This window comes from Arthrobacter sp. RCC_34 (genome assembly GCF_041360795.1).
Lineage (GTDB): Bacteria > Actinomycetota > Actinomycetes > Actinomycetales > Micrococcaceae > Arthrobacter_E.
On record NZ_JBFUPW010000003.1, the window covers coordinates 289,175 to 312,784 of the forward strand.

20 protein-coding genes are annotated in these 23,610 nt (G+C 69.4%); 8 read left to right on the forward strand and 12 right to left on the reverse strand.

Features of this window, described 5'->3' with window-relative positions; all coding sequences use genetic code 11:
- The first annotated feature begins 152 nt into the window (after positions 1–152).
- From AB6732_RS13075 to AB6732_RS13090, 4 genes are all read left to right on the forward strand, one after another.
- Positions 153–1,751 (forward strand): M4 family metallopeptidase, encoded by a 1,599-nt coding sequence (locus AB6732_RS13075; protein ID WP_370960370.1) that lies wholly within the window; start codon positions 153–155, stop codon positions 1,749–1,751.
- Positions 1,752–1,855: 104 nt separating this feature from the next.
- Positions 1,856–4,144 (forward strand): excinuclease ABC subunit UvrA, encoded by a 2,289-nt coding sequence (locus AB6732_RS13080; RefSeq protein ID WP_370960371.1) that lies wholly within the window; start codon positions 1,856–1,858, stop codon positions 4,142–4,144.
- Positions 4,145–4,172: 28 nt separating this feature from the next.
- A complete protein-coding gene (locus AB6732_RS13085) occupies positions 4,173–5,633 on the forward strand; it encodes a response regulator transcription factor (protein ID WP_370960372.1) in 1,461 nt (486 codons plus the stop codon).
- A 200-nt stretch (positions 5,634–5,833) separates the two neighbouring features.
- The gene (locus AB6732_RS13090; RefSeq protein ID WP_370960373.1) at positions 5,834–7,171 is read left to right on the forward strand and encodes a hypothetical protein; all 1,338 of its coding nucleotides are present in this window, start codon (positions 5,834–5,836) and stop codon (positions 7,169–7,171) included.
- Between the two features lie 140 nt (positions 7,172–7,311).
- On the opposite strand, the gene AB6732_RS13095 is transcribed toward AB6732_RS13090, so the two are convergent.
- The 3 genes from AB6732_RS13095 to AB6732_RS13105 are packed head-to-tail and all read right to left on the reverse strand — an operon-like array spanning position 7,312 to position 9,727.
- Positions 7,312–7,998: a DUF998 domain-containing protein gene (locus AB6732_RS13095; protein ID WP_370960374.1), complete on the reverse strand. Its 687-nt coding sequence runs from the start codon at positions 7,996–7,998 to the stop codon at positions 7,312–7,314.
- 52 nt (positions 7,999–8,050) lie between these two features.
- A complete protein-coding gene (locus AB6732_RS13100) occupies positions 8,051–8,515 on the reverse strand; it encodes a phage tail protein (RefSeq protein ID WP_370960375.1) in 465 nt (154 codons plus the stop codon).
- A gap of 54 nt (positions 8,516–8,569) precedes the next feature.
- On the reverse strand, positions 8,570–9,727 hold the full coding sequence (locus tag AB6732_RS13105; protein WP_370960376.1) for an SLC13 family permease: 1,158 nt from the start codon (positions 9,725–9,727) through the stop codon (positions 8,570–8,572).
- Between the two features lie 60 nt (positions 9,728–9,787).
- Here AB6732_RS13105 and AB6732_RS13110 point away from each other — a divergent pair, with 60 nt between their 5' ends.
- Entirely contained in the window at positions 9,788–10,414 is a 627-nt protein-coding gene (locus AB6732_RS13110) for a GNAT family N-acetyltransferase (RefSeq protein ID WP_370960377.1), read from the forward strand.
- On the opposite strand, the gene AB6732_RS13115 is transcribed toward AB6732_RS13110, so the two are convergent.
- On the reverse strand, positions 10,377–11,039 hold the full coding sequence (locus AB6732_RS13115) for a TetR/AcrR family transcriptional regulator (protein WP_370960378.1): 663 nt from the start codon (positions 11,037–11,039) through the stop codon (positions 10,377–10,379). The two genes, AB6732_RS13110 and AB6732_RS13115, sit on opposite strands and share 38 nt — an antisense overlap.
- A 197-nt stretch (positions 11,040–11,236) precedes the next feature.
- On the opposite strand from AB6732_RS13115, the gene AB6732_RS13120 reads away from it, so the two are divergent.
- From AB6732_RS13120 to AB6732_RS13130, 3 genes are all read left to right on the forward strand, one after another.
- Positions 11,237–12,694, forward strand: a complete 1,458-nt coding sequence (locus tag AB6732_RS13120; protein WP_370960379.1) for a cytosine permease — start codon at positions 11,237–11,239, stop codon at positions 12,692–12,694.
- An 81-nt stretch (positions 12,695–12,775) separates the two neighbouring features.
- Positions 12,776–13,864: an alcohol dehydrogenase catalytic domain-containing protein gene (locus tag AB6732_RS13125; protein ID WP_370960380.1), complete on the forward strand. Its 1,089-nt coding sequence runs from the start codon at positions 12,776–12,778 to the stop codon at positions 13,862–13,864.
- Positions 13,865–14,799: 935 nt separating this feature from the next.
- Positions 14,800–15,036 carry a hypothetical protein gene (locus tag AB6732_RS13130; RefSeq protein WP_370960381.1) on the forward strand — a complete coding sequence of 79 codons (237 nt, stop codon included), beginning with the start codon at positions 14,800–14,802 and terminating at the stop codon, positions 15,034–15,036.
- Positions 15,037–15,117: 81 nt separating this feature from the next.
- On the opposite strand, the gene AB6732_RS13135 is transcribed toward AB6732_RS13130, so the two are convergent.
- The 8 genes from AB6732_RS13135 to AB6732_RS13170 form a co-directional block, all read right to left on the reverse strand.
- Positions 15,118–16,119 carry a hypothetical protein gene (locus tag AB6732_RS13135; protein ID WP_370960382.1) on the reverse strand — a complete coding sequence of 334 codons (1,002 nt, stop codon included), beginning with the start codon at positions 16,117–16,119 and terminating at the stop codon, positions 15,118–15,120.
- 94 nt (positions 16,120–16,213) lie between these two features.
- Positions 16,214–17,125 (reverse strand): ABC transporter substrate-binding protein, encoded by a 912-nt coding sequence (locus AB6732_RS13140; RefSeq protein WP_370960383.1) that lies wholly within the window; start codon positions 17,123–17,125, stop codon positions 16,214–16,216.
- Positions 17,126–17,159: 34 nt separating this feature from the next.
- A complete protein-coding gene (locus AB6732_RS13145; protein ID WP_370960384.1) occupies positions 17,160–17,927 on the reverse strand; it encodes an ABC transporter permease in 768 nt (255 codons plus the stop codon).
- Complete coding sequence (locus tag AB6732_RS13150; protein WP_370960385.1) at positions 17,924–18,610, reverse strand: ABC transporter permease; 687 nt, start codon at positions 18,608–18,610, stop codon at positions 17,924–17,926. The genes AB6732_RS13145 and AB6732_RS13150 overlap by 4 nt, the downstream gene beginning before the upstream one ends.
- Before the next feature lies 1 nt (position 18,611).
- Complete coding sequence (locus AB6732_RS13155; protein WP_370960386.1) at positions 18,612–19,493, reverse strand: ABC transporter ATP-binding protein; 882 nt, start codon at positions 19,491–19,493, stop codon at positions 18,612–18,614.
- Positions 19,494–19,684: 191 nt separating this feature from the next.
- Positions 19,685–21,103: an NAD(P)/FAD-dependent oxidoreductase gene (locus tag AB6732_RS13160; RefSeq protein WP_370960387.1), complete on the reverse strand. Its 1,419-nt coding sequence runs from the start codon at positions 21,101–21,103 to the stop codon at positions 19,685–19,687.
- Positions 21,104–21,231: 128 nt separating this feature from the next.
- Positions 21,232–22,161 (reverse strand): hypothetical protein, encoded by a 930-nt coding sequence (locus tag AB6732_RS13165; protein WP_370960388.1) that lies wholly within the window; start codon positions 22,159–22,161, stop codon positions 21,232–21,234.
- Between the two features lie 68 nt (positions 22,162–22,229).
- Positions 22,230–23,495 carry an MFS transporter gene (locus AB6732_RS13170; protein ID WP_370960389.1) on the reverse strand — a complete coding sequence of 422 codons (1,266 nt, stop codon included), beginning with the start codon at positions 23,493–23,495 and terminating at the stop codon, positions 22,230–22,232.
- Positions 23,496–23,610 lie beyond the last annotated feature (115 nt).

Genomic DNA, 23,610 nt, shown 5'->3' on the forward strand with positions numbered 1-23,610 from the left:
ATCCCGCGGAAGTAGCGGAGTGGACTCTCAGTTCACGTCGATTTTTTGAAGATGTCATTTCATGACAAATTTAAAAAGCTCTTGACTGGGGGTTAACTTCTCCTGCATTCTCAGTCGGGGGGCAACACCAAACAAAATCAGGAGGAATCATCGTGCGATCCACGTCAGGCCTCAAGAGGCTGGGAACCATGTGCGCTGTCGGCGCGCTTGCCACAGTCGGCCTTTCCGTCAACACGGCCTGGGCCGGCCAGAACAACCCGGACGACAGCCAAGCGTTCACCTCGAAGTCAGGCCAGGCCGAAAGCTTCGTCTTCAAGAACAAGTCACATCGTGTCGATCGCAATACCGTCAGCGGAATGCTGGAGGAGTCGTTCGGCTCGGCACCCGGATCCCAGTTCAAGCAGGTCCGTGACCAGCAGCTCGGCACCGGTCACCTCTCCCGCTTCGTCCAGGTGATCGACGGTCACGAGGTGGCGGGTTCCTCCGTCGCTCAGACCCTCGACAAGGACGGCGCCCTGATCCAGGCCATGGGTTCCGTGGCCACCGGCACCACCAGCGCCACCTTCCCGCAGCAGCGCGATCTGGCCAAGGGTGAGAAGGCCGCCAAGGAAGCGGCCGCCACCCAGGTCAAGCTCCCGGCGTCCAAGGCCAAGGTCACCAAGACCGTCTGGTACGCACCGGCCCTCGCCGGCTTCCCGGAAGGCGGCACCGTCGGTCAGCCCGCCTACCAGGTCGTGGTGAGCAACAAGGACGCCAGCTTCACCGTCACCGTCGCCGCCACCGGCGCCCCGACGGTTCTGGCCACCGCCACCAACACGCACGAACTCAACCGCGCCGTGTGTGACGCCAACCGCAACAGCGGCGTCACCTACGACGACCTCAAGTGCGGCGTGGGCACCAAGAACGTCCTGAAGCGCAAGGAAGGCCAGGCGGCCTCCACCGTGGCCGACGTCAACGCCGTCTACAACTTCTTCGGCGACACCAGCTCCTTCTACGCGGCCAACACCAACGCCGGTGACCTGACCACGCTGGTGGGCGCGAACTACAGTGACGGCCTCGGCACCGCCATCCGCGGCAGCGTCCGTCAGTGCGTCAGCGGCGACGCCTGCCCCTACACCAACGCCTTCTGGTCCGATGAGATCAGCGCGATGGTCTACGGCGAGGGTGTCACCACCGACGACGTCACCGGCCACGAACTGACCCACGGCGTCACGTCCCGCACCAACGGTCTGCAGTACCAGAACGAGGCCGGCGCCATCAACGAGTCCATGTCCGACGTCTTCGGCGAACTCACCGACATCAGCAACGGCAGCGCGGATGACACCGCCGCCAACCGCTGGAAGATGGGCGAGGGCAGCTCGCTGGGCGTCATCCGTGACATGAAGAGCCCGAAGAACTACCAGCAGCCGGAGATCTACAAGGGCACCTACTGGCACGCGACCAGCACCAACCCGAACCAGAACAACGACTACGGTGGAGTCCACACCAACAGCGGCGTGGGCAACAAGCTGGCCTACCTGATCACCGACGGTGCGACCTTCAACGGTCAGACCATCACCGGCCTGGGCGTCCACAAGGCGGCCGAGCTGTACTGGACCACGCAGACCCTGCTGCCGTCCAACGCCACGTACGCCTCCCTCAAGAGCGCACTGAAGCAGGCCTGCACCGCGAACGTCACCAACGGCGTCGCCGGCACCACCTCCGCAGACTGCACCCAGGTGAACAACGCGATCACCTCGGTGGGCATCTGATCCCTCTCCATCCCGCGAAGTAACAGATGGTGCCCCTTCCCAGCACGGGAAGGGGCACCATCTGTTCTCTCGCGCGGCCCGGGCGCCGTGCCTACGATGGCTTCATGGGAGCGGTGCAGGGGGAAAGCGTCATCCGGGTGACTCGTGCGAGCACGAACAACCTCAGAAACGTCAGCGTGGACGTGCCCAAGAAGGCGCTGACCGTGGTCACCGGGGTGTCGGGATCCGGCAAATCCTCCTTGGTCCTCGACACCATCGCCGCGGAGGCCCAGCGGCTGGTCAACGACTCCTACCCGACCTTCGTGCGGAACCGGCTGCCGCAGCTTCCCGCCCCGGAAGTGCAGGCCATGGGAGGGCTCACCTTCACCGCCCTCATCGATCAGCGGCGGTTCACCGGCAACGCGCGATCGACCGTCGCGACGGCGGCCGACGTCGCGCCCTTGCTGCGCCTGGTCTTCTCCCGCGTGGGAGAGCCTTCCGCCGGGTACTCCCCGGCGTACTCCTTCAACGACCCCACCGGCATGTGCCCGCGGTGCGAAGGGCTGGGCACCGTCGTCGACATCGACGTCGAGGCGCTGATCGACCCCTCGAAGAACATCGACGAGGGCCCAGTGCGTTTCAGTCAGTTCCGGCCCGGCGTCTACCGCTGGAAGCGCTTCGCCTACAGCGGGTTGTTCGACCGGAAGAAGCCGCTCGGCGAGTACACCCCGGAGGAGATGGATCTCTTCCTCTACGCCGATCAGCTCAAGCTCGAGGACCCCGACCCCCGCTTCCCCAAGACCGCACGGTTCGACGGCGTCGTCACCCGGATGCGCGATGTGTACGTCAAGAACCGTCCCGAGAAGATCGCGGCGCCGGTGCGCGAAGAACTGGATCACCTGACGTCACGCCGCGCCTGCCCCGAATGCCATGGCGCCCGGCTGAACGCCGCGGCACGGAACAGCCTGATCGACGGCCGTTCGATCGCCGACTGGTCCGCACTGTCCGTGGCAGAGCTCCGCACCCTCCTGGAGGAGATGGACGACCCGCGGGTGGAGCCGGCCCTGGTGGGGATCCGCCACACGCTCGACGCGCTGCTGTCCGTGGGCCTGGGGTATCTCTCCCTGGACCGCCAGTCGTCGACGCTGTCCGGCGGGGAGGCCCAGCGCGTGAAGATCGTGCGCCACCTGGGCAACGCCCTCACCGATGTCACCTACGTCTTCGACGAGCCGTCCACCGGGCTGCACCCCGCCGATGTCCAACGGCTCAACCGCCTCCTGCACAGGCTGCGGGACGAGGGCAACACCGTCCTTGTGGTGGAACATCACCCGCAAGTGATCCGGGTCGCCGATCACGTGATCGACATCGGCCCCGGCGCCGGTCCGGACGGCGGCACGGTGCAGTTCGAAGGATCGCCGAGCGCACTGGCGGAGAGCGGCACCCTCACGGGGCGGCTGATCTCCCGGCCGCTCCATCTCAAGGAGACGCCGCGGGAGCCCCGCGGCACCGCCACCGTGAGGCAGGCGTCCGCCCACAATCTGCGCGGCTTCGACGTCGACGTGCCTCTCGGCATCCTCACCGCGGTGACCGGCGTCGCGGGCTCCGGCAAGAGCTCCTTCGCCACGGAGGAACTGCCGCGCCAGCATCCGGAGTTCACCGTGGTGGGCCAGGACCCGCTCCGCGGCGGGGTCCGCTCCACGTCCCTCAGCGTTCTCGGCATCGCCGACGAGGTCCGTGAGGTGTTCGCCGACGCCGGCGGCCTCGCCCCGGCCTGGTTCAGCTTCAACTCGAAGGGCGCCTGCCCCGCGTGCAAGGGCAAGGGCTACATCACGACGGAACTCGCGTTCCTGGACGATGTCGCCACGCCGTGCGACGTGTGCGGCGGCGCGCGGTTCAACGACGAGGCGCTGAGCGTCCGGATCGCCGGCCACACGATCGCGGACGTCCTGACCATGACCGCGGCATCCGTGGCCCGGCTCCTGTCCGTACATCCGGCCATCGTCTCCGCCATGACCTGGCTGGAACGCGTCGGGCTGGGATACCTCGCCGTGGGACAGTCGCTGGACACGCTCTCCGGCGGTGAGAAACAGCGGCTCCTCCTGGCCAGGCACTTGCAGGCCTCCGGGGATCTCGGTGCGGAACGCATCGTGCTGGACGAACCCACCACGGGCCTCCACCCGAGCGATGTGGACCGGATCAACGACCTGTTCGCGGAGCTCGTGGACGCGGGGGCGACCCTCGTGGTGGTGGAGCACAACCTCCGGGTCGTCGCGCAGGCCGACCACGTGATCGACATCGGTCCCGGCGCCGGATCGGACGGGGGACGTCTGCTGTTCGCCGGCCGCCCCGCGGATCTGCTCGAGTGTGCCGACTCGCAGACCGGCCATGCCCTCGCCCTCGCCTCGGCGCGCTGAGCACGGCCGGCGACCAGGGATGTCGGGAATGGCAGCGGAACAGTCTCCGCATCGGGTCTGGATCCTCCAGGCGACGGAACAGCTCATCGGATCCACGCTCCACGGGGGCACCGGTGTCCAGCGGTTCATGATCGACACGCTGCGCCTGGTGAAACCTTCGTCCCTGGACCGTTTCTCGTTCTCCGCGGCGGAGCGTCAGAGCATCGGCGCGGCCATGCTCATGGCCCGGGTCCGCGTCAACGACCTCACGGCAGCCCTGGACCTGGCCGACGTGGTCCGGGAGTCCCGGCTGTCGATCGCGCCGGTCGCCACGGACGCCGTCCCCGCCTTCCTGGCACTGGAGGCGGCGCTGTCCGAAGCGGCTCTCGCCGGCGGGCTCTCCACCGTGGCCCTGGAACACGGCATCCGGCTCGCCGACTACGCCGCGGCCGAGGGGGATCCCCGGTGGATCCGGCGGGCCCACGGACTGCTCGCCGCAGCCGGGGCCTTCGGGGGCGAGCATGTCCTCGCGGAGGAACACCTGTCCGCCGCGCAGCGTCTCGCCCGGGAACAGGGCTGGGACGCCGGTCACGCCGAGTACATGGAGTCCATCGCGGAGTCCCTGCTCGCCTTCACCGACTCGGACGGAGCCCGGATGGACCGTCTCCTCCCCCGGGTCGAGGCACTGCAGGAGTCCGATGCGAGTGCCGCCTCGCTGGTGACCATGGTGCGTGCGCTCAGCCACGTCCTGCACGGCCGGCTCCACGAGGCCATGACGCAGGCCTCGCTCCTGGCCATGGGCAAGAGCCAGCCCTTCACCCCGAAGCTGCTCCGCGATTACGCCGTGTCCGTCCAGGCGTTCCTCCTCATCCTCCGCGGAGATCCTCTCCGGGCGCAGGGCGTGCTGCGGGGCCTGGAGTCGTCGGAGAACCACTTCCTCTGCACGGGCACCTTGCGGGCATCGGCAGCGCTGCAGCTCCAGGACTACCGTGGCGTCCTGAGCGGCACCAGCGACTGCCTCCAATTGCGCAGCGCCCACAACCTCTGGACGCTGCCGCAGGTGCTGCTGCGCCGGTCCATCGCGAACTTCCGGCTCGGCAACACCCAGACCGCCCTCCACGAGTTCGGTGACGCAGTGCATCTCCTGCGGTTCTCCGCTTCCGGCCCCGCCCTGCTGACGACGCCGGTCCGCGAACTCGAGTATCTCGTGTCACAGGTGGCGCAGCACTCCCCCGAGCTGGCGGCCGACGCAACGCGCCTCCTCCGACAGGCCGGCGACGTGCTGCAGACCGCGGAGCCCGCGCTCGTGCTCCCCGCCCTGTCCGAACGGGAGCGCCTGGTGGCCACCATGCTCCGTTCCGACATGCCGCTCCCGCAGATCGCGCAGGAGCTCCATGTCGCGCCCAGCACCGTGAAGTCCCAGGCGATCGCCATCTACCGCAAGCTCCAGGTGAACTCGCGCCACGAGGCCGTGGAACTCCTGGAGCGCGGCGGCTTCTTCGAAAGCTGAGACGCCGCTCACCACACTGCGTGACGGCCTTCACGGAACCGGCCGGACCAGGTGGAAAGCCCGGTGGAATATCGCCCCGATCCCGTTCTCCCGGAAGTCCGCACGGATAGTTTCTCCAGGTCAGACAGGCCATCCGAGATGCCCTGCGCACCCCCGGCCACCGCATCGCGCCGCCGGGCCGAAGATTTCCAGGAGAACACATGACCGAGCACTTCCACAGCCACCACCGGACCCCCACGGAGGCGGGTCCCCGGGGACCCGAGCCCCGGGATCGTCCGACCGGGCCCGGGCGGCCGCAGCACTCGCGGCGCTCGGTGGTCAGGGCGTCCGCATGGTCGGTGCCGGTGATCGCGGCGGCTGTCGCGGCCCCGGCCGCCGTCGCGAGCGCTGCGCCCCGGCTGGTGCTGACCGGGGTGCCGGGCACCGTCGTCGCGGGGGCGCTTGTGAGCGGCGTGATCACGACGGCGACGGCGAACAACGGCCTGGACGTCGTCGTGACGCTGCCCGCCGGGTTCGTCTGGGCGGACGGCGCGGGTGTCGCCGGCGCGCCGCGTGTGGTCGGGCGAGGGAACGGCGCCTTCGGAGTGCCGCCGTTCCGCGTCGGAACCGGGGCCGGGACCGTGACACTGACGGCCATGCTCCCAGGGACGGGTGTCACGGCGGAGTCGGTCATCACCGTGCAGGCCCTGTACTCCCTGACACTGCTCGGCGGGATCAACGCCATCGGCGACGGCCCCGACGAGTTCCGGGCCGACTTCACGGCGATCGTCCCCGTCGGCGTCCGGCCCCGCCGTCTCGAGTACCTCTTCTACCCGGAGGCCGGCGCCGGCTGGACGGTGCTGAGCCCGACCGCGCCCCGGACGGGCCAGCGCTACGACGTGGTGCACGCCCAGCGCCTGGACGACGATTTCGAGCGGATCTTCCTCTCAGCCCGGGGCGACGCGGACGTTCCCAACGCCCCGTTCGGCTCCTACTCGTGGCCGATCCTCGCCACGTGGCCCGACGGCGCCGTGACCACCCTGTCCATGCCGTTCGAGCACGTCCACTTCGGCAGCGACGGCCGGCCCCTCGGCGTCAACGCCTGGGACACCATCACTTCCGGCGTGCCGGGATATCCGGGTCCGGATTCCCAGACCGGCTGGGGCAACGTCATCGACGCGGGCTCGGACGGGCTGATCGACGGCAACCGGTTCTTCGTCGGGGCGAAGACGTCCGGGCGCACCCCCGCGCAGGGCAACGACCGGACCACGTCGGTGTTCTTCCAGTTCGTCAATGAGTCCGGCGCGGGCGCGTCCATCACCCCGGAGCCACGCCCGCTGACCGTCCCGAACTACGTGAGCGATGCCTCCGGCGTGTACCTCGGGGCCACCCTCGGCTCGTTCCGCCTCGACCTGCCTGGCTACTGGAAACTGCTCGTCTGGCCCCAGAGCAGCAACTCACAGCCGGGCAACCCCGCCACCTCCGACGGCGTCGCGTGGAACCCCGCGACCGAGCCCGGCCACCAGCTCGGTTCGGTCTTCTACCGGCTCCCCGCCTGAGCGCTCGGCCTCGCCCCGTAAACGTGCCGCGAAGGAACAGCTGGCGCCCCTTCCCGGTGCGGGAAAGGGCGTCAGCTGTTCCTTCGCGAGCCGGGCGGAGCCGGGCGGAGCCACGCGGACCGACGCGGAGCCGGGCGCCGTCAGGGCGCGGTGCGGCGGAGCAGCGCGACGCCCGTGACCAGCTCCCAGGCGATGATCGTGTAGACCGAGCCTCGCTCCCAGACGCCGTCCGGCAGCCAGGTGTGGGTGGTCAGGAGCACGGCGAAAACGAAACCCGCCGCGCCCAGAACCGTGCTGATCCTCCGGTACAGGGCGCCGCCGGGCCGGTCCCCGAACGCGAGCGCGTCTCCGGTGCCCGCCACGAGGGCCGCGGCGTTGCCGGCCCCGATGGCTGCCACGGCCCCCAGGCCGTGGAACAGCATCAGCCCGTTGGCCGCGTTCTCCGGCGAGCCGTGCACCAGGCCCACCACGGCGATGCCGGCGGAGTGCACGAGGAGGAGCGCGAAGAGGGCGCCGCGGCGTCGTCGTCGGCCGGCATCCGCGGCGAGGAGCGCGACGACGGCGAGGGTGATCAGCAGTCCCTCGCCGACGAAGCCGGCGTTCATCACCTCGGCGAGGCGGGACTCCATCGCCCGGCCTTCGAAGACACCTCCGGCGGGGACGCCGAGGTCACTGATGTAGTTGCGGGCGTAGTCGTAGCCGGGGAAGCCGAGCGCGGCGATGGTCTCGCAGAACAGGTACCAGCATGCGGCCAGGACGAACAGGACTCCGGCGGCGCGCACGGCGGGCCGGGACAGAGATGGCGGAGCAGGCGGGGATGAGGGCACGACCGGACTTCCTTCCACGAGGGCGGCGGGCCGCCCGTTCAGGGACAGGGGCTCAGTATTCGCCCTTGATCACGAAGTACGAACCGCGGATCTCCCCGGCCAGCTTCGACTTCTGACGGGCGAACTTGAAGCGGGATGCCAGCTCCTCGGGGATCTCCATGCCCTGGGAGAGCTTGAAGCCCACGGCCCGCTTCCCGCCGTCCTCCAGCGTGTACATCACGTTGAGGACCAGGCCGGATTCGTAGATGACGTAGTCCATGCGGATCCCGTCCACCTCGAAGGAGGAGACCTCCAGCGGCGTGGAGGCGATGACGATCTCCCGCTCCTCGCGCAGGATGCGGTTCACGCGCTCCAGGACCTCGGGCGCCTCAGCGGCAGGCTCGACGGTGAAGACGTGGTCGTACTTGTTCTTGAAGTACCGGGCCTCATTCGCCCGCAGGCCGGCGAGCGCGTCCACGACGGGCGAGGACTCCAGACCGGTGGTGGAGACGTTGACGAAATCCACGATGTACGACATGAGACCTCCTGGGATCGGTTGACTACAGCAACAATAGCGAACCGGGATGACGGATCAGCCGCGCGTCAGCCAGAGGGCCAGGACCGAGCTGACCAGAACGAGCGGAGCGGCGACCAGGCCCAGCCGGATGTAGGCGCCCCAGCTGACGCTGACGCCCACCGTCTTGAGGCGGTCATGCCAGAGGAGCGTGGCCAGCGACGCCCACGGGGTCACGAGCGGGGCCGTGTTGACGCCGACCAGCAGACTGCCGAGCAGCTGGGGGGAGGTCGCGAACGGCTCCAGGCCCAGGTACGCCGGGAGGTTGTTCACGACGTTCGAGCCCACGGCGCCGCTGCCGGCCATGGCGAGGAGCTGCGGAAGGCCCGAGCCCTGGTTGCCCAGACCGCTCAGGACGTTCGTCACGCCGAGGGAGTGCACCGACTGCACCACGAGGAAGAGGCCGCACACGAACACGATCAGCGGCCCGGGGAACAGCCGCCAGCTCAGGGAGGTCCGGCGTCGCACGGCGAACACCGCGAGCAGGACCACAGCGGCGGCACAGGCCGGGATCCACGGCTCCAGGCCGCTCGTGAGCAGCGGCAGCAGCACCGCGGTGACCGCCGCGGAGATCCAGAAGAGCACCTTGTCCTCCGGCGGCTTCACCGTCTCCGGCGTGAACGTGCCCCGCAGTTCCCGCCGGAACAGCAGGAAGATGAGGAGCGCCGGGAGCAGACTCGCGACCAGCGCAGGCGCCCAGAGCAGGTGCAGGAACCCTCCGGCGCTGCCGTCGCCCAGCCGGTGCGTGGCGAGCAGATTGCTCAGATTGGACACGGGCAGCCACAACGACGCCGTGTTGGCCAGCCAGACGGTGGTCAGGGCGAAGGGGAACGGCCGCAGTCCGGCGTGCGACGCCAGGAGGACCACCACGGGTGTCAGGAGCACGGCCGTGGTGTCGATCGAGAGGAACGCGGTGCACAGGATGGAGAGCAGCACGATCAGGAGCCAGAGCAGGACGGTCCGGCCCCGTGCCAGGCCCGCCAGCAGGCCGGACACCGCGCGGAAAACCCCGGCGTCGGCGGCGAGTTCCGCCACCACGGTGATTCCACCCGCGAACAGCAGCACCGGGAGCACCCGCTCGCCCAGCGCGAGCGCCTCGGTGGCCGGCAGCACACCGGTGAGCACCGCGATGCCGCCGAGGAGAAGGAGCCCGAAGCCGATCAGGAGAAGTCGCACCATCTGATGGTACGGACCCCGGGTCTCGACAGGACACCCGCCCCACGTCAGAGTGGATTCATGAGCACCGTGGACACCCTCGCACCCCGGCCCGACGGCATCAGGACAGCCCCTGCCGCATGGGAGGAGGTGGACCGCCTCTTCTCCCTGGGCGGGGACGCGGCGGGCTGCTGGTGCCAGTGGTTCAGACTCCGACCGGCCGAATGGAAGAGCCACTCGCGCGACGAGCGTAAGGAGCTCCTGCACGAGCAGTTCCATCAGGACAGCCTCCCGCCGGGGGTGCTGGCGTTCGCCGACGGGACGGCGGTCGGCTGGGCCGCCGTCGCCCCGCGCCGCTGCTACCCGCGCGTGGAGCACGTGCAGCTCGTCCAGAAGGCCGACCGCGCAGCCCCGCCCGAGGACGGTGAGCACTGGGTGGTGAGCTGTTTCGTCGTGGCGCGGACACACCGCCGTCGTGGGGTCGCCCGCGCGCTGCTGGACGCGGCGGTCGCCTTCGCCGCCGAGCACGGCGCCGACTGGGTGGAGGGTTACCCGGTGGACACCGCCGACCGCCCCAAGGCGACCTCGTCGGATCTGTTCCACGGGACGGTGACGCTCTTCGAGCAGGCGGGCTTCACCAGGGTGTACGACGGCGTGCCGGGCCGCGCGCTCATGCGCCGCCGGGCGCCGGGGGCCGGTACGGCGTAGCCTCCGCGGCCCCTCTCGCCGCCAGGACTTCGATCCAGGCGACGGACGCCTGAATGGCGAGGGTGAGCCCTTCGGCCACCCTCTGAGACGGCGTCGTGGCGGCGACCGCCTCGTGAAGCGCCGGCTGCGACAGTGGAGTCGTGCGCCAGAGGGGGTCCGGCGAGACGGCGTCCGCCGCCGAACCGAACACGACGGCGTCGAGCATCGACACCACGGCGATCCGCTGCCGGGCGGGCACCCCCACCTCCGCGAGCAGCGCGACCAGCGTCTCGTACACGGCGAGCGTGGGCCGGTCATCCACCATGCGGCCCATCAGGAGCGGGATCGCGGCGGGGTACTGGGCCACGGCCTCACGGTAGGAGCGGATCCAGTGCTCCACGCGCTCCTGCCAGGGGCGGTCCGCGTCCCGCAGCGCGTCGAGGCTGATCTTCCGGTAGAACCGCTCACGGAGCGCGTTGATGATCTCATCCCGCCCGCCACTGAGGTGGTGATACAGCGACGACGGGTTCACGCCCAGGTGCTTGCCGATCCCCTGGATCGTGAAGTCGTGGTGGCGGTCGATCAGTTCCAGCGCCGCGTCCAGAATGATGTCGCGCGAGAGAAGACGCGTGCGGGGTCTGGCCATGGTCCGAGTATTCCAGTTCCCGCGTGCACGGCCTAAAACCAAATGCCATTTGATTAAAATGTGATCCAGGCCATACCATGGTGAAAACTTTCGTTGCATAGCAGACAACCCGACTCTTCCAGCCCCGTCCGATACGCCGTCATCCCCCTTCTCCCGGACCTCATCTCGCCGGGATCCCTCCCCCTCGAAGGAACGCCATGACCACCACCCCTTCAGACACCGGCAGCCCCGCCCGGCTCATCGAAGCCCGGTCCATCGACTGGGTCCCGGAGAGCGAACGCCACGGCAAACTCTGGCACCAGGGTCCGTTGTGGTTCCTCGGCAACTTCCAGTACTTCTCCATCCCCATCGGCTTCATCGGACCGTCCATGGGGCTCTCCCTCGGCTGGACCGTCGTCGCGAGCGTCCTGGGCATCGCCGTCGGCACGGTCTTCATGGCCTTCCACGCCTCCCAGGGCCCCACCATGGGTCTGCCCCAGCTGATCCAGTCGCGGGCGCAGTTCGGCTACCGCGGCGTCGTGGTCCCGCTCCTCGCCACCCTCTTCACGTACATCGCGTTCAATGTGGCGGACACGGTCCTGCTGAGCGAGGGACTGAACAGCTCCTTCAGCTGGAACCCGACGCTGATCGCGATTCTCGCAACGGTGGCCGGCGCGGGCCTGGCGATCTTCGGCCACGACTGGCTGCACAAGGCGTTCCGCATCCTGCTGTACGTCTCGCTGCCCATCATGACGATCCTGACCATCGGGGTCATCAGCGGTGGAGCCGGCGGGTCCTGGGATTCCTCGCACTACGGCTTCACCTGGGTCGCGTTCATGGCGCAGTTCGCCGCCTGCGCCGCGTACAACATCACCTACGCCCCCTACGTCTCCGACTACTCGCGGTACCTCCCCACGAACACCCCGGCGCGGTCCGTGATCGCCGCCGTCTTCTTCGGCGCCTCCTCCTCGGCCATCTGGCTGATCTCGCTGGGCGCGTGGCTGTCGATCGCCCTCGGCGCGACCGACGGCCTCGCAGGCCTCCAGACCGCGGGCAACACGATCTTCCCGTCGCTCGGAAACGTGGCCGCACTGCTCTCGGCACTCGCCCTGACCGCCACCATGGGCATGAACGCCTACGGCGGCATGCTGACCGTCCTGACCACGGTCGACTCGATCCGCCCGATCAAGCCCAAGACCACGGCCCGAGTGGTCACGGTCCTCGGGCTCGCGGTGCTCTGGTACCTGGTGGCCTCCTCGATCAGCTCCGGCTCCGTCGCCACGGTCTTCTCCGCACTGACCCTGATGCTCTACATCCTGGTCCCGTGGACGGCCACCAACCTGGTCGACTTCTTCGTGGTGCGCCGCGGCCACTACGCCATCGCGGACCTCTTCACCCCGAACGGCATCTACGGCGCCTGGGGCTGGCGCGGGCTCACCGCCTTCGCCATCGGCCTCCTGAGCGAGATCCCCTTCATGGTCCTGCCGACCATCGGCGGCTGGAGCTTCGTGGGCCCGGTGGCCTCGGCTCTGGGCGACGTCGACATCGCGTGGCTCGTCGGTCTCGCCGTCACGTCTGTGGCGTACTGGCTGCTGGGCCGTTCGCTCGACCTGGCGGCCGAGGAGAGCGAACGACGCCGGAGCGACGAACAGCTGTCCGGGCAGGGTCCCGAGTAGGCGGAGTCCGCCTCCACACCGCTCATCCACAACCTTCCGGCCGCAGCCTTCCGGTTGCGGCCTTCCGATCAGGAGATCACCATGACCGAAGCCGCCACCTTCCGCGCCGGGCGCGGAGTGTCCCGCGAGCCGCTCACCGTGGCGTCCCCCGGGCCGGGCCAGGTCCGGGTCGGCATCCGCGCCACCGGCGTCTGCCACTCGGATCTGCACATCGTCAACGGCGACTGGCCCGCGGAGCAGCCCCTGGTCCTCGGTCACGAGGCCGCCGGCGTCGTCGAGGAGACCGGACCGGGCGTCACCACCGTTCAGCCCGGCGACCATGTGGTGCTGTCCTGGTTCGCCCCGTGCGGACGGTGCGTCAATTGCGCCGCCGGCCGCGGCTGGCTGTGCACCGGCACCACTGCCCTGTCCAACACCCTGCCGGACGGTTCGACCGCCTTCCGCGACGGCGACGGCGAACCGTTGTGGCCCTACCTCGGACTCGGCACGTTCACCCCGACGGTCGTCGTACCGGAGTCGGCGGCCGTCAAGGTCGACGAACGGCTGCCCTTCACGGTCGGCGCGCTGCTCGGCTGCTCGGTGACCACCGGCGTGGGCGCCGTCCTGAACACCGCCCGCGTTCCGGCCGGAGCATCCGCCGTGGTGATCGGCTGCGGCGGCGTCGGGCTGTCCGTGGTGATGGGGCTCCGGCTGGCTGGCGCGGACCCCATCATCGCTGTGGACCTCTCGGAGGAGAAACGGGCCAAGGCCCGGGAGCTGGGAGCCACGGTCACCCTGGACCCGCGCGAGACGGACCTGACCGGTTACGTCGCGGACCACTTCGGCGGAGTGGATTTCGCGTTCGAGGCGATCGGGAACGAGAAGGTCATCGAGACTCTTCCCGGGCTGCTGGCTCCCGGCGGCGCGGCCGTGCTGGTCGGCATGACCCGGATCGGCGCTCGGGCCAGCATCGACCCCTTCGACCTGGCGGACCAGGGCAAGAGCATCCTGGGCTGCAACTACGGGTCAAGCGTGGCGCAGGTGGACATCCCCCGCCTGGCACGCCTTCACCTCGCCGGACTGCTGCCGCTGGAACAGCTGATCGACCGGGTCCGGCCCCTCTCCGAAGCACCCGACGCGCTGGAGGATCTGGCCGCCGGGACCGGTCTGCGGTCGGTCCTGACCCCGTAAACGGGTTCCGATCGGTCGGGTTCTGCGGTCAGGCTCCACGGACCGGGGCCGCTCGTCACTGGCCTACTGGTCAGTGGTCTATTGGTCAGTGCCCGGCCGACGGCAGAGGGTAATGGTTCGAATTACACCCGTCGCATAACATTCCTCAAGTCGCAATTTCATATTAGACGTGACAAATTCACATGCTTCAAAAAACCCCAGCGCGGTCATATACCGGAAGAAGGTCGGCGGTTTTGCCGGTCTCATCACTTCCAGGAGGTAAGCGTGCTGTCTCGTCCGAAACAACTCCTTGTAGTCCTTGCTGTCGCCGCGTGCGCCCTGAGCGGGGCGCCACCCGCAGCCCAGGCTGCAGGGACCGCCCCTGACCCTCACCGGGTCGCTGCCCGCTCACCCGCCCCGAAGGTCGATCAGGCGACCGTCGCACAGGTCACGCTGGCGGCTAAGAACACCTCGAAGATCGGGAACGTCGTTCAGTTCGACTACGACGCGGCCGTGAAATCTGGGTCTCCAAAGCTACTGCTGAAGAATTCGCCAGTGGCATCGTTGCCGGCGGCGGATCTGTCATCCATGCACCAGCGTCAGTGACGATCGCCCCGGCCTCGCTTGGCGCCGTCGCCACAGCGATGTCCAACTGTCAGGGACGGGACGGGTTCTCCACCTACTGGTGGGGAACCCAGATTCAACTGGATTCTTGCGCCTCGAACGTGGTCACGAACGCCATGTGGGGCGGAGCGGGTGTCGCAGCCATCGCGGGTATCATCTCTTCTGAAACCGGTGTTGGAGGGGCGGCCGGTGCCGTGGCTGCGGCGGCCTTCACCATCGGGGCAGCCGGCCTGGGAGTCTGCTCCGCCTGGGGAACCGGGATCTACATCAACCAGGTCTGGGGAGCCGTCCCCGGATGCTGGGCACAGTAAGCCGGTGAATGGAGGAACCAGATGCTCAAAGCATGGAATAGGTTCAGCGCTCCGATTCGAGTCTCCGTGGTCATCACGCTGGCTTTGGTACTCGCGGGGGTCGCGATCTTGGTGACCACCCTGCTCTCCACCGAGCACGGCTCGGGATCATTTGATGCAGGAATGGCAGCATCGCGGTGGGTCCTGCAAGGGGGCGCATTCCTCGGCCTGCTGACCATCCTCTGCATCCTGATCAGGAAACCCAAGAAGCGCCCGTAAGCCGCGCTCGAATGGCAGGGGGTCGAGACTCAGGAATAGTTCTCGACCCCCTGACGGGTTCTTCCGCCTGAACCCCGTGCGTCAGGCGCGCTGCCCCGCGTCCCACCAGCGCAGGACCCGCAGCGCCCGGAAGGTGACCCACCGGGACGGGAGGCCGGCGCCGTCGTCGAGGGTGAACCAGACTCGGCCGCGAAGTTCCTCGTCCAGGAGCCACCGACCGTCGGCCCGGCGCCGGTTCCGCAGATGCTCGATAGTCGGGGCGATCCGAGGGTCCGGGGCCGTCCCGTCCACGAGGGACGCGGCGCGCAAATGGTCGGCGGCGCGGAGCACGTCGTAGCGCCACCGCCACGGGTAGCGCAGGTCGAGATAGCCGGGGTCCGCGGGCTCGCCGGTGCTTTTCCGGCGGAAGAGGCCACGCTCCAGGAGGTACTCCTCGCCCGCGTGGCGGGCACGCCGGGTCTCCACGGTTCCTTGCCCGGCACGTTCCAGCTCCAGGAGCGCCTCGAGGACGTTGATCGTGGTGTCGAAGGAGGAGCGCACGGAACCGTTCGCGCGCTCACAGTTCCAGCCGCCGTCGGGTTGCTGTTCCGCGAGCATCCAGGCCGTCAGCGTGGGGAGCCGCAGCCCGAAGTAGCTGCCGTCCGCAAGGGTCCGGGCGTTGATGCAGGTATCCACTTCGCCATCCCAGAACGACTGGCCGTCGTGGTCCCAGCGGGAGTTACGCCCCACCAGCTCCACGATCTCCTGAAGGCGCGGGGTGGATGGATCCAGGCCGAATTCGCGCAACTGGGTGAGGCTGTAGGTGGTGGCGGTCCAGGGCTGGCCTTCGGCCTTCCAGTCCGCCGGGGTGAAGCCCTCGGGCACGAAGGAACCACCGGCCCATTGCCCATCCTCGCCCGCCAGGGCGAGGAGCCGGGCGCCGACGCCCTCGGACGCGACACGGGCGCGTTCAGCCTGCCATTCCGTGTCCGGCGCACCCTGGAGATCCCGCAGGACCTGCCAGCGCAGCGCCGGGTCACCGGCCAGCAGCCAGTCGATGACCTGCCGCTCCTGGTCCGCGCCACCATCATGCCGTGCCGTCATCGCCGATCCGTCCTGTCAGAGGTTCGCCGTCGCGGACCACACGGCCCGCGACGGCGGGGACGCTCCTCCCCTTGCCCGGAGCGTCCCCTGCCGATCAGCCCAAGCCCTTGTCCTTGAGCCAGGCACTGGCGATCTCGGCCGGCTGGCGCTTGTCCACCGTGCTCTGGACGTTCAGCTTCACCAGTTCCTCGGTGGTCAGCTTCGCGCTGATCGCGTTGATCACCTTGGAGATCTTCCCGGAGACGGCCTCACTCGCGATCGGCACCACATTGGAGGACAGGATCATGTTCTTCGGATCCTTCAGCGCGACCAGGTCACCCTTTTCGAACGCCGGATCCGCCGAGTAGATGTCCGCCACTTGCACCGTCCCGGCACGCAGCGCGTCCAGGGTGGTGGGGCCGGTCGCGGAGAAGGCGAGATCCACGCCGTACTGGGTCTTCGCGGCAGCCGGTCCGTACGGGCGCTTCTCGAATTCCGGGGCGCCGCCGATCGTGACCTTGCCCTGCACCTTGCTCAGGTCGGCGATCGTCTGGAGGCCGTACTTGTCGGCCGTCGCCTTGGTCACCGTGTACGTGTCCTGGTCCGCGGCCTGGGCGTAGTCGAGCGCCACGAGACCCTTGGGCAGGGCCTTCTTCAGCTCGGCGTACACATCGGCGGGGCTCGTTGAGGACGCCTTGCCCTGCAGGAACTCCAGGAGGTTGCCGGTGTACTCGGGGAACAGACTGATCGCCCCGGACTTAACGTCGCCCATGTAGGCGTCGCGCTGGCCGATGTTGAATTTACGCTCCACCTTCTGGCCGTCCTTCTCGAGGCCCTGGGCGTAGATCTCGGCGATGATCTCGTTCGAGTAGTACGCCTGCGACCCGACGACGATCTTGTCCCCGGAGCCGCCTCCCGCGGTGCTGGGCTGGTCCAGCGGGTTGCCGGAACCGCACGCGCTGAGGGCGAGGGTGACGGCGAGCGCGGCGCCGGCCGCAGCGATCCTGGCGATGCGAGCAGTGAACATGGTGGTTCCTCTCTTCACTTCCTCACGCGGAGTTTCACTCGGCGTGCTGTCTGGACGCGGCTGGGGTGGTCAGCCGGACGCGGGATGACGTGCGACGGCGCGCACGGGGTTCGGTCTCCTGGTGCCCGCCGCCGGACGCGCGGACCCCGGCGGGGACGGCGGCGCGCTGGGCCAGGGCGAACAGGAGATCGACGATCAGGGCGAGGACGGCCACCAGCAGGGCGCCGGCCAGCACCTGATCGAAGCGGCGCAGCGGGATGCCCTGGATGATGGGCCAGCCGAGACCGCCCAGATTGACGTAGGCGGCGATGGTGACCGTGGCGATGACCTGGAGCGTGGCCGCACGGAGCCCTCCGATGAGCAGGGGCAGCCCGAGGCGGAACTCCACCTTCCAGAACACCTGCCACGGGGTCATGCCCATGGCCTTGGCGGCGTCGATCACGCGACGGTCGATCGCCTCGATCCCGGTGTAGGCGCCGGCCAGGAGGGACGGGATGCCGAGCAGCACGAACGTCACGAGAGCGGCGGCCGGGACCTGCAGCACGCCGAAGAGCAGCACCAGCAGGATGAGCAGGCCGAACGACGGGATCGCCCGGGCGGCGCCGGAGATCGCGACGGCCACTTCGCGGCCGCGTCCCGTGTGGCCGATGAGCCAGCCCGCTGGGACCGCGACGACGGCGGCGATCAGCACGGACAGCGCCGTGTACAGCAGGTGCTGCCCGAGGAGGGTGGGGAGCGCGTAGGTGCCGGTCCACTGCTCGGGATCGGTCAGCCAACGGACCGCATCGGCGAAGAGGTTCATACGGACACCTCCGCCGGCTCCGTGGCCCGCGAGCGCTTCGCCCGGCCGCTCGTGGCACGCTGCCAGGGCATGAGCAGGCGTCCCAGAAGCACCAGGACCACGTCCACGAGAATCGCCAGGATCACCACGGCCGCGACACCTGCGAACACCTCTTCGATGAGCCGGCGGTCCAGCCCGTTGGTGAAGAGATAGCCCAGGTTGTTGACCCCGATCAGGGTGCCCACCGTGGCCAGGGCGATCGTGCTGACCGCCGCCACACGCACCCCGGCGAGGATCACGGGGGCGGCGAGGGGCAGTTCCACCGTCCAGAACCGGCGCGCAGGCGCGTAGCCCATGGCGGTGGCGGCGCGGCGCACGTCCGGGTCCACGGCGTCGAGACCGTCCGCCACCGAGCGCACCAGGATCGCGACGGCATAGATGGTCAGCGCCGTGACGAGATTCGCCTCGTTGGTGGCCGGATAGCCGAAGAGCGCCGGCAGCAGGATGAGCAGGGCGAGCGACGGGATCGTGTAAAGCAGCCCGGTCAGCAGGATGACGGGCCCGCGCACGAGCCGGTACCGCCAGGCGAAACGGCCCAGCGGGACCGCCACCACGATGCCGAGGGCCAGGGCGATGACGCTCTGCCGCAGATGCACTCCGGCCAGGTTGAGGATCAGCCCCAGATTGTCGAGGATCCAGGTCACGTCAGCCGCCGGTCCCGCCGCCCGGCGCCACGGACGGGGCGGTTCCGCCCACTGCTCCGGACCCCGCCGGGGCATCCACGAGCGCCCCCTGGGCCCGCCCCGTGGCGTCCACCACCACGGTGCCCTCCGGGGTCTCCACGAGGCGCAGGGCGCGCTTGCCCCGGTCCGCCCCGATGAAGGCGGCCACGAAATCGTCGGCGGGATTCGCGATGATCTCCTCGGGCGTGCCCTCCTGCACGATCTGCGCGCCGGCGCCGAGGATGACGATCCGGTCGCCGAGCAGGAACGCCTCGTCGATGTCATGGGTCACGAACACCACGGTCTTGCCGAGTTCGGACTGGAGGCGCAGGAGTTCCTGCTGGAGCTCGGCGCGGACGATCGGGTCGACCGCGCCGAACGGCTCGTCCATGAGCAGGATGTTCGGGTCCGCGGCGAGACCGCGGGCCACGCCGACCCTCTGCTGCTGCCCGCCGGACAGCTGGCTCGGGTACCGGTCCGCGAGCTTCTGGGCGAGGCCCACGGTGTCCAGCATCTCGCGGGCACGCGCGTGGGCGTCGGCCCGGGAGGCCCCGTTGAGCCGCATCACGGTGGCGACGTTGTCCAGCACCGTGAAGTGCGGCATCAGGCCGGAGTTCTGCATGACGTAGCCGATGCCACGCCGCAGGGCCACGGGGTCACGGTCCAGGACGCTTTCGCCATCGATCTCCACGGTGCCGGAGCTCGGCTCCACCATGCGGTTGATCATACGGAGCAGGGTGGTCTTGCCCGATCCGGAGGAGCCCACCAGGACGGTGGTCTGACGAGGCGGGACGACCAGGTTGAAGCCGTCCACGGCGAGCGTGCCATCGGGGAAGGTCTTGGAGACGGAGCGGAATTCGATCATCGTCCGGCCCGCCCCCGGTCTCCGGCGACCGCCGGGACGGCGGCCCGTGCGGTCTGGGCCCGCGGCTCAGCCACGCTGCCGGCGGACCCGTGAGGGCGGCCGTTTCCTGCGAATTCGGTGTGCATGATCTTCCTTCTCCCGTGTCCTTCCGACACTACGGTGAGCCTCTGACACTCTTCGGAGCCGACCCCTCAGGCGGATTGCCGCCCGTACGATTCGAGGAGCCGCAGCCAGACCTCGCTCAGCGTGGGGTAGGACGGGACGGCGTGCCAAAGACGCTTCACGGGCACCTCACCCACGACCGCGATGGCGGCGGCGTGAATCAGCTCGGCCACGTCGGGACCCACGAACGTCACCCCGAGGAGCACCTCACGGTCCTCGTCCACCACGATGCGGGCGCGGCCCTGGTAGCCGTCCTCGTGCAGGGAGGCCCCCGCGACGGAGGAGAACTCGACGTCCACGGCCCGCACGCGGTGCCCCGCCTCACGGGCTTCCGCCTCGGTGAGGCCCACGGCGGCGACTTCCGGCTCGGAGAAGATGACCTGCGGCACCGCGGCGTGATCGGCCGTGGCCACGTGCCGGCCCCACGCGCCGTCGTTGATCGTCTGACCCTGCGCACGCGCCGCGATCACGTCGCCGGCGGCCCGCGCCTGGTACTTGCCCTGATGGGTAAGGAGCACACGGCCGTTGACGTCGCCCACCGCGTAGAGCCAGTCCACGCCCGGCACGCGCAGCGTGTCATCCACGGTGACGGAAGCACCCGGCTCCAGCCCCACCGTCTCCAGGCCGATATCGCCACTGCGCGGCTTCCGGCCCGTCGCCACGAGGATCTCGGCGGCGCGCACGTCGCCGTCATCGGTGCGGACGGTCACGCCCTCGTCGTCGCGCTCCACGGACAGCGTCTTCACGCTCAGGCGCACGTCCACGCCCAGGTCCCGCAGCCCCTCGGCCACAAGGTCCCCGGCGAACGGCTCCACCGAGCCGAGCAGCCCGCTCCGCGCCAGCAGCGTGACCTGCGAGCCAAGGGCGGCGTAGGCCGTCGCCATCTCGACCGCCACGACGCCGCCTCCCACCACCACGAGGGAATCCGGCACCTCCTGGGCGCTCGTCGCCTCGCGGCTGGTCCAGGGCTTGGCCTCGCGCAGGCCGGGGATCCCGGGGACCGCGGCATCGGAGCCGGTGCTCAGTACGACGGCGTGGCGGGCCGTAAGCGTGCGCTCCTCGCCGTCCGGCGTCGTGACGGTCACCCGGCGCTCACCGCTGAGGCGCCCGTGCCCGCGGACCAGATCGATCCCGGCCGAGTCGAGCCAGGACACCTGCCCGTCGTCCTTCCAGTGGCTCGTGAACGAGTCACGCCGGTCCAGAACGGCGCGGACGTCAAGGTCGCCCGTGACGGCTTCGGCGCTGCCGGGAACCTTCCGGGCAGCCCGCAGCGCCTGCGGGGACCGGAGCAACGCCTTCGACGGCATGCAAGCCCAGTAGGAACACTCTCCCCCGACCAGTTCGCTCTCCACGATCACGGCCGTGAGGCCACCCTGGACAGCCCGGTCGGCGACGTTCTCGCCCACCGGGCCACCGCCCAACACGATCAGGTCATACTCGTCACTCATGCGCAGCGCCGCCTCCCGGATTCGCGTGGTCTCTCCACTCAAGCCGATCAGCTCACCGCGCGTCAACCACCCATGGTGAAAGCGCAGTTCAGAAGCCCCTTCCGGGCCTCATCCGGGCTTTTCCGGCGTCACTTCCGGCGCTTGAGTCTCCGGAACTCCTTGCTCCACTCCTGGTGGGCGTCCCGCTCGCCCGACCGCGGCTTCGGCGCCACCCGCCCGGGGCGTGTCCGCGGCAGGGCCTTCCAGCCGGCGTCGAGCACCAGAAGTGCACGCTCGGTCAGCGCCGCATTGCGCAATTGCAGCGCCGTGCCTTTGCGCCGCAGCACCTCGGTCAGTGTCTCGTCGGCGTCCTTGAGGCGGCCGCTCTGCCGCTGAGCCCGCGCGCGGAGAAGCAGCAGCGCGGCGCTCAGCTCATCGGCGTTCCGCGCCCCCTCACTCAGCCGGATCACGGACTCGAAATCTTCCTGCAGACCAGCCAGCTGCGCGAGCGCGAGCGCCTTGGCGGGGGAATGCGGCACCTGCTCCAGCTCGACGACGGCGGCCTCCACCTCGCCGACCTCGCGCAGCGCGTGCGCGGCGGCGTAGTGCAGGGCCTCATCGGAGTACAGGATGCGGGCCGCGACCCCGTCGCTGAGCTCGACCTCCACGACGAGGCCCAGCAGGTGGCGCTGCATGAAGCGATGCGCGGCGTCGTCCACCAGCGTCTCCTGCCCGCGGCGCAGCAGTTCCACGGCCTGCGGGTACTGCCGTCCCTGGTACGCGCGCAGCCCGGCCAGGACATAGCAGAGCCCGGCGAAGCCACTGTGGCTCCGGGCCAGGAGGATGAGCCGCTCCGGTCCGCCGCCCATCGTGATCTCGGCGTGGAGCGCCTTGGCGAACTTCCCGGAGAACCCCTGCAGCCGCCCCGGCCCCTCCCGGAACGCGAAGCGGTTCACCGGATCGCGGCCCCTTCCGGCTCTGATCCTCTCGCCCAGCCCTCCCGCGATCTTCCGCACCGAGACCTGGAAGACCACGCCCACGAACGGGGTGATCTCCCGCGTCTCCCGGTGCACGGGCATCCCGCCGCCCACCGGATGCGGGGGCAGGCTCCGAGGAGGCGTTCCGGGAGGCTGGGAACCGGCCACGGTTAGTCCACTCCCTTGATCCGCACCACGAACACCGCCCCCAGCAGTCCGATCACCGCGGCGGCGACATAGAGGGAGAGGTACCCGCCCCAGAGCGTCACGAACGGCCACGCGATGGCCGGCGCGATGACCTGCGGCAGCGAGTTGGCGATGTTGATGACGCCCAGGTCCTTGCCCCGCTCCTCCGCGTGGGGCAGGACCTGCGTGATGAGCGCGAAGTCGACAGCGAGGTACGCGCCGAACCCGATCCCGAGCACGGCGGCGCCGATCAGGCCGCCCGCCCAGGTCGGGGAGAACGCCAGGATGAGCGCGGAGGTGGCGATGATCGCGGACGAGATGATGACCAGGGGTTTCCGCCGGCCCATCCGGTCACTGATCCGGCCGCCGATCACGCTGGTGATGATCACGAAGATCGCGTAGAGACCCGTCAGGATCAGCACGCCGGTCTCGGCGGGGATGCCCTGCGTCTCCTGAAGGTGCACGGCGTCCGTGAGGAAGAACAGGAGATACAGCGTGATCATGTGGTTGCCGATGTTCACCAGCAGGCGCGTGATCCAGGCCCAGCGGAAATCGGCGGAGGCCAGCGGCGTGATGAAGCTCCGCAGGAACTTCCCCCAGTTCAGGGGAGGGACGGCTTCGCGCGGGAGTGGCACGTCCCCGGAACGGAACGCGAAGAGGACCACGCCGAGCACCAGCGCCAGGGCGGCCAGTCCGTAGCCGAGCCACAGATTGCCGCTGACCACGGCCGCGATGACGGCGCCCAGCAGGATGCCCGCCGTCTGGCCCATCGCCGCGAGGCCGCCCACCGTGGCGCGCTGCTCCGTGGGGACCTTGTCCGGGATGGCGGCGGTGATGGCGGCGTAGGCGCCGTTGCAGCCGGCCTGCACCAGGCACCAGGCCAAGGTCATGAGCGCGACGTCGGGCACCCCCGCGAGCGCCACGAGCGCCAGGGCGCCGACGACCGCGCCGCCCACCACCCACGGCACGCGGCGTCCGAAGCGCCCGGTGGTGCGGTCACTGAACGCGCCGAAGACCGGGTTGGCCACGAGGGACACGGCCGCGCCGCAGCCGGTCACCAGGGCGAGAATGCCTTCCTTCTGGCCCGGGTCCAGCTGAGCGGCCTGCAATCCGAGCAGCACCTGGAGCGGGGCGAAGAAGGCCGCGTTGATGCCCAGGTTGACCAGGACCACACCCGTGATCCAGATCGGGCTCACCTCACGGGTGGGCTCCTGGGCCACACCCGACGGGCCGTGCTGGGCGATCGACATGCCGTGCTCCTCATCCCCTGAAGACCGGGTCCCGTGTCCTGCACGCGGGCCCGCCGTGCCTCATCCTATGCCGAGCGATGGCCCCGCGGGCCGGTGGACCGCGCCCTGTGGACAA

What these genes read in the sequence shown, in the direction of transcription:
- AB6732_RS13125 (WP_370960380.1), top strand. Translation starts at nt 12,776, where the DNA reads ATGACCGAAGCCGCCACCTTCCGCGCCGGGCGCGGAGTGTCCCGCGAG.
- AB6732_RS13140 (WP_370960383.1), bottom strand. Translation starts at nt 17,125, where the DNA reads ATGTTCACTGCTCGCATCGCCAGGATCGCTGCGGCCGGCGCCGCGCTC.
- AB6732_RS13115 (WP_370960378.1), bottom strand. Translation starts at nt 11,039, where the DNA reads ATGGCCAGACCCCGCACGCGTCTTCTCTCGCGCGACATCATTCTGGAC.
- AB6732_RS13145 (WP_370960384.1), bottom strand. Translation starts at nt 17,927, where the DNA reads ATGAACCTCTTCGCCGATGCGGTCCGTTGGCTGACCGATCCCGAGCAG.
- AB6732_RS13100 (WP_370960375.1), bottom strand. Translation starts at nt 8,515, where the DNA reads ATGTCGTACATCGTGGATTTCGTCAACGTCTCCACCACCGGTCTGGAG.
- AB6732_RS13155 (WP_370960386.1), bottom strand. Translation starts at nt 19,493, where the DNA reads ATGATCGAATTCCGCTCCGTCTCCAAGACCTTCCCCGATGGCACGCTC.
- AB6732_RS13130 (WP_370960381.1), top strand. Translation starts at nt 14,800, where the DNA reads ATGCTCAAAGCATGGAATAGGTTCAGCGCTCCGATTCGAGTCTCCGTG.
- AB6732_RS13085 (WP_370960372.1), top strand. Translation starts at nt 4,173, where the DNA reads ATGGCAGCGGAACAGTCTCCGCATCGGGTCTGGATCCTCCAGGCGACG.
- AB6732_RS13135 (WP_370960382.1), bottom strand. Translation starts at nt 16,119, where the DNA reads ATGACGGCACGGCATGATGGTGGCGCGGACCAGGAGCGGCAGGTCATC.
- AB6732_RS13160 (WP_370960387.1), bottom strand. Translation starts at nt 21,103, where the DNA reads ATGAGTGACGAGTATGACCTGATCGTGTTGGGCGGTGGCCCGGTGGGC.
- AB6732_RS13120 (WP_370960379.1), top strand. Translation starts at nt 11,237, where the DNA reads ATGACCACCACCCCTTCAGACACCGGCAGCCCCGCCCGGCTCATCGAA.
- AB6732_RS13165 (WP_370960388.1), bottom strand. Translation starts at nt 22,161, where the DNA reads ATGCCCGTGCACCGGGAGACGCGGGAGATCACCCCGTTCGTGGGCGTG.
- AB6732_RS13090 (WP_370960373.1), top strand. Translation starts at nt 5,834, where the DNA reads ATGACCGAGCACTTCCACAGCCACCACCGGACCCCCACGGAGGCGGGT.
- AB6732_RS13080 (WP_370960371.1), top strand. Translation starts at nt 1,856, where the DNA reads ATGGGAGCGGTGCAGGGGGAAAGCGTCATCCGGGTGACTCGTGCGAGC.
- AB6732_RS13170 (WP_370960389.1), bottom strand. Translation starts at nt 23,495, where the DNA reads ATGTCGATCGCCCAGCACGGCCCGTCGGGTGTGGCCCAGGAGCCCACC.
- AB6732_RS13110 (WP_370960377.1), top strand. Translation starts at nt 9,788, where the DNA reads ATGAGCACCGTGGACACCCTCGCACCCCGGCCCGACGGCATCAGGACA.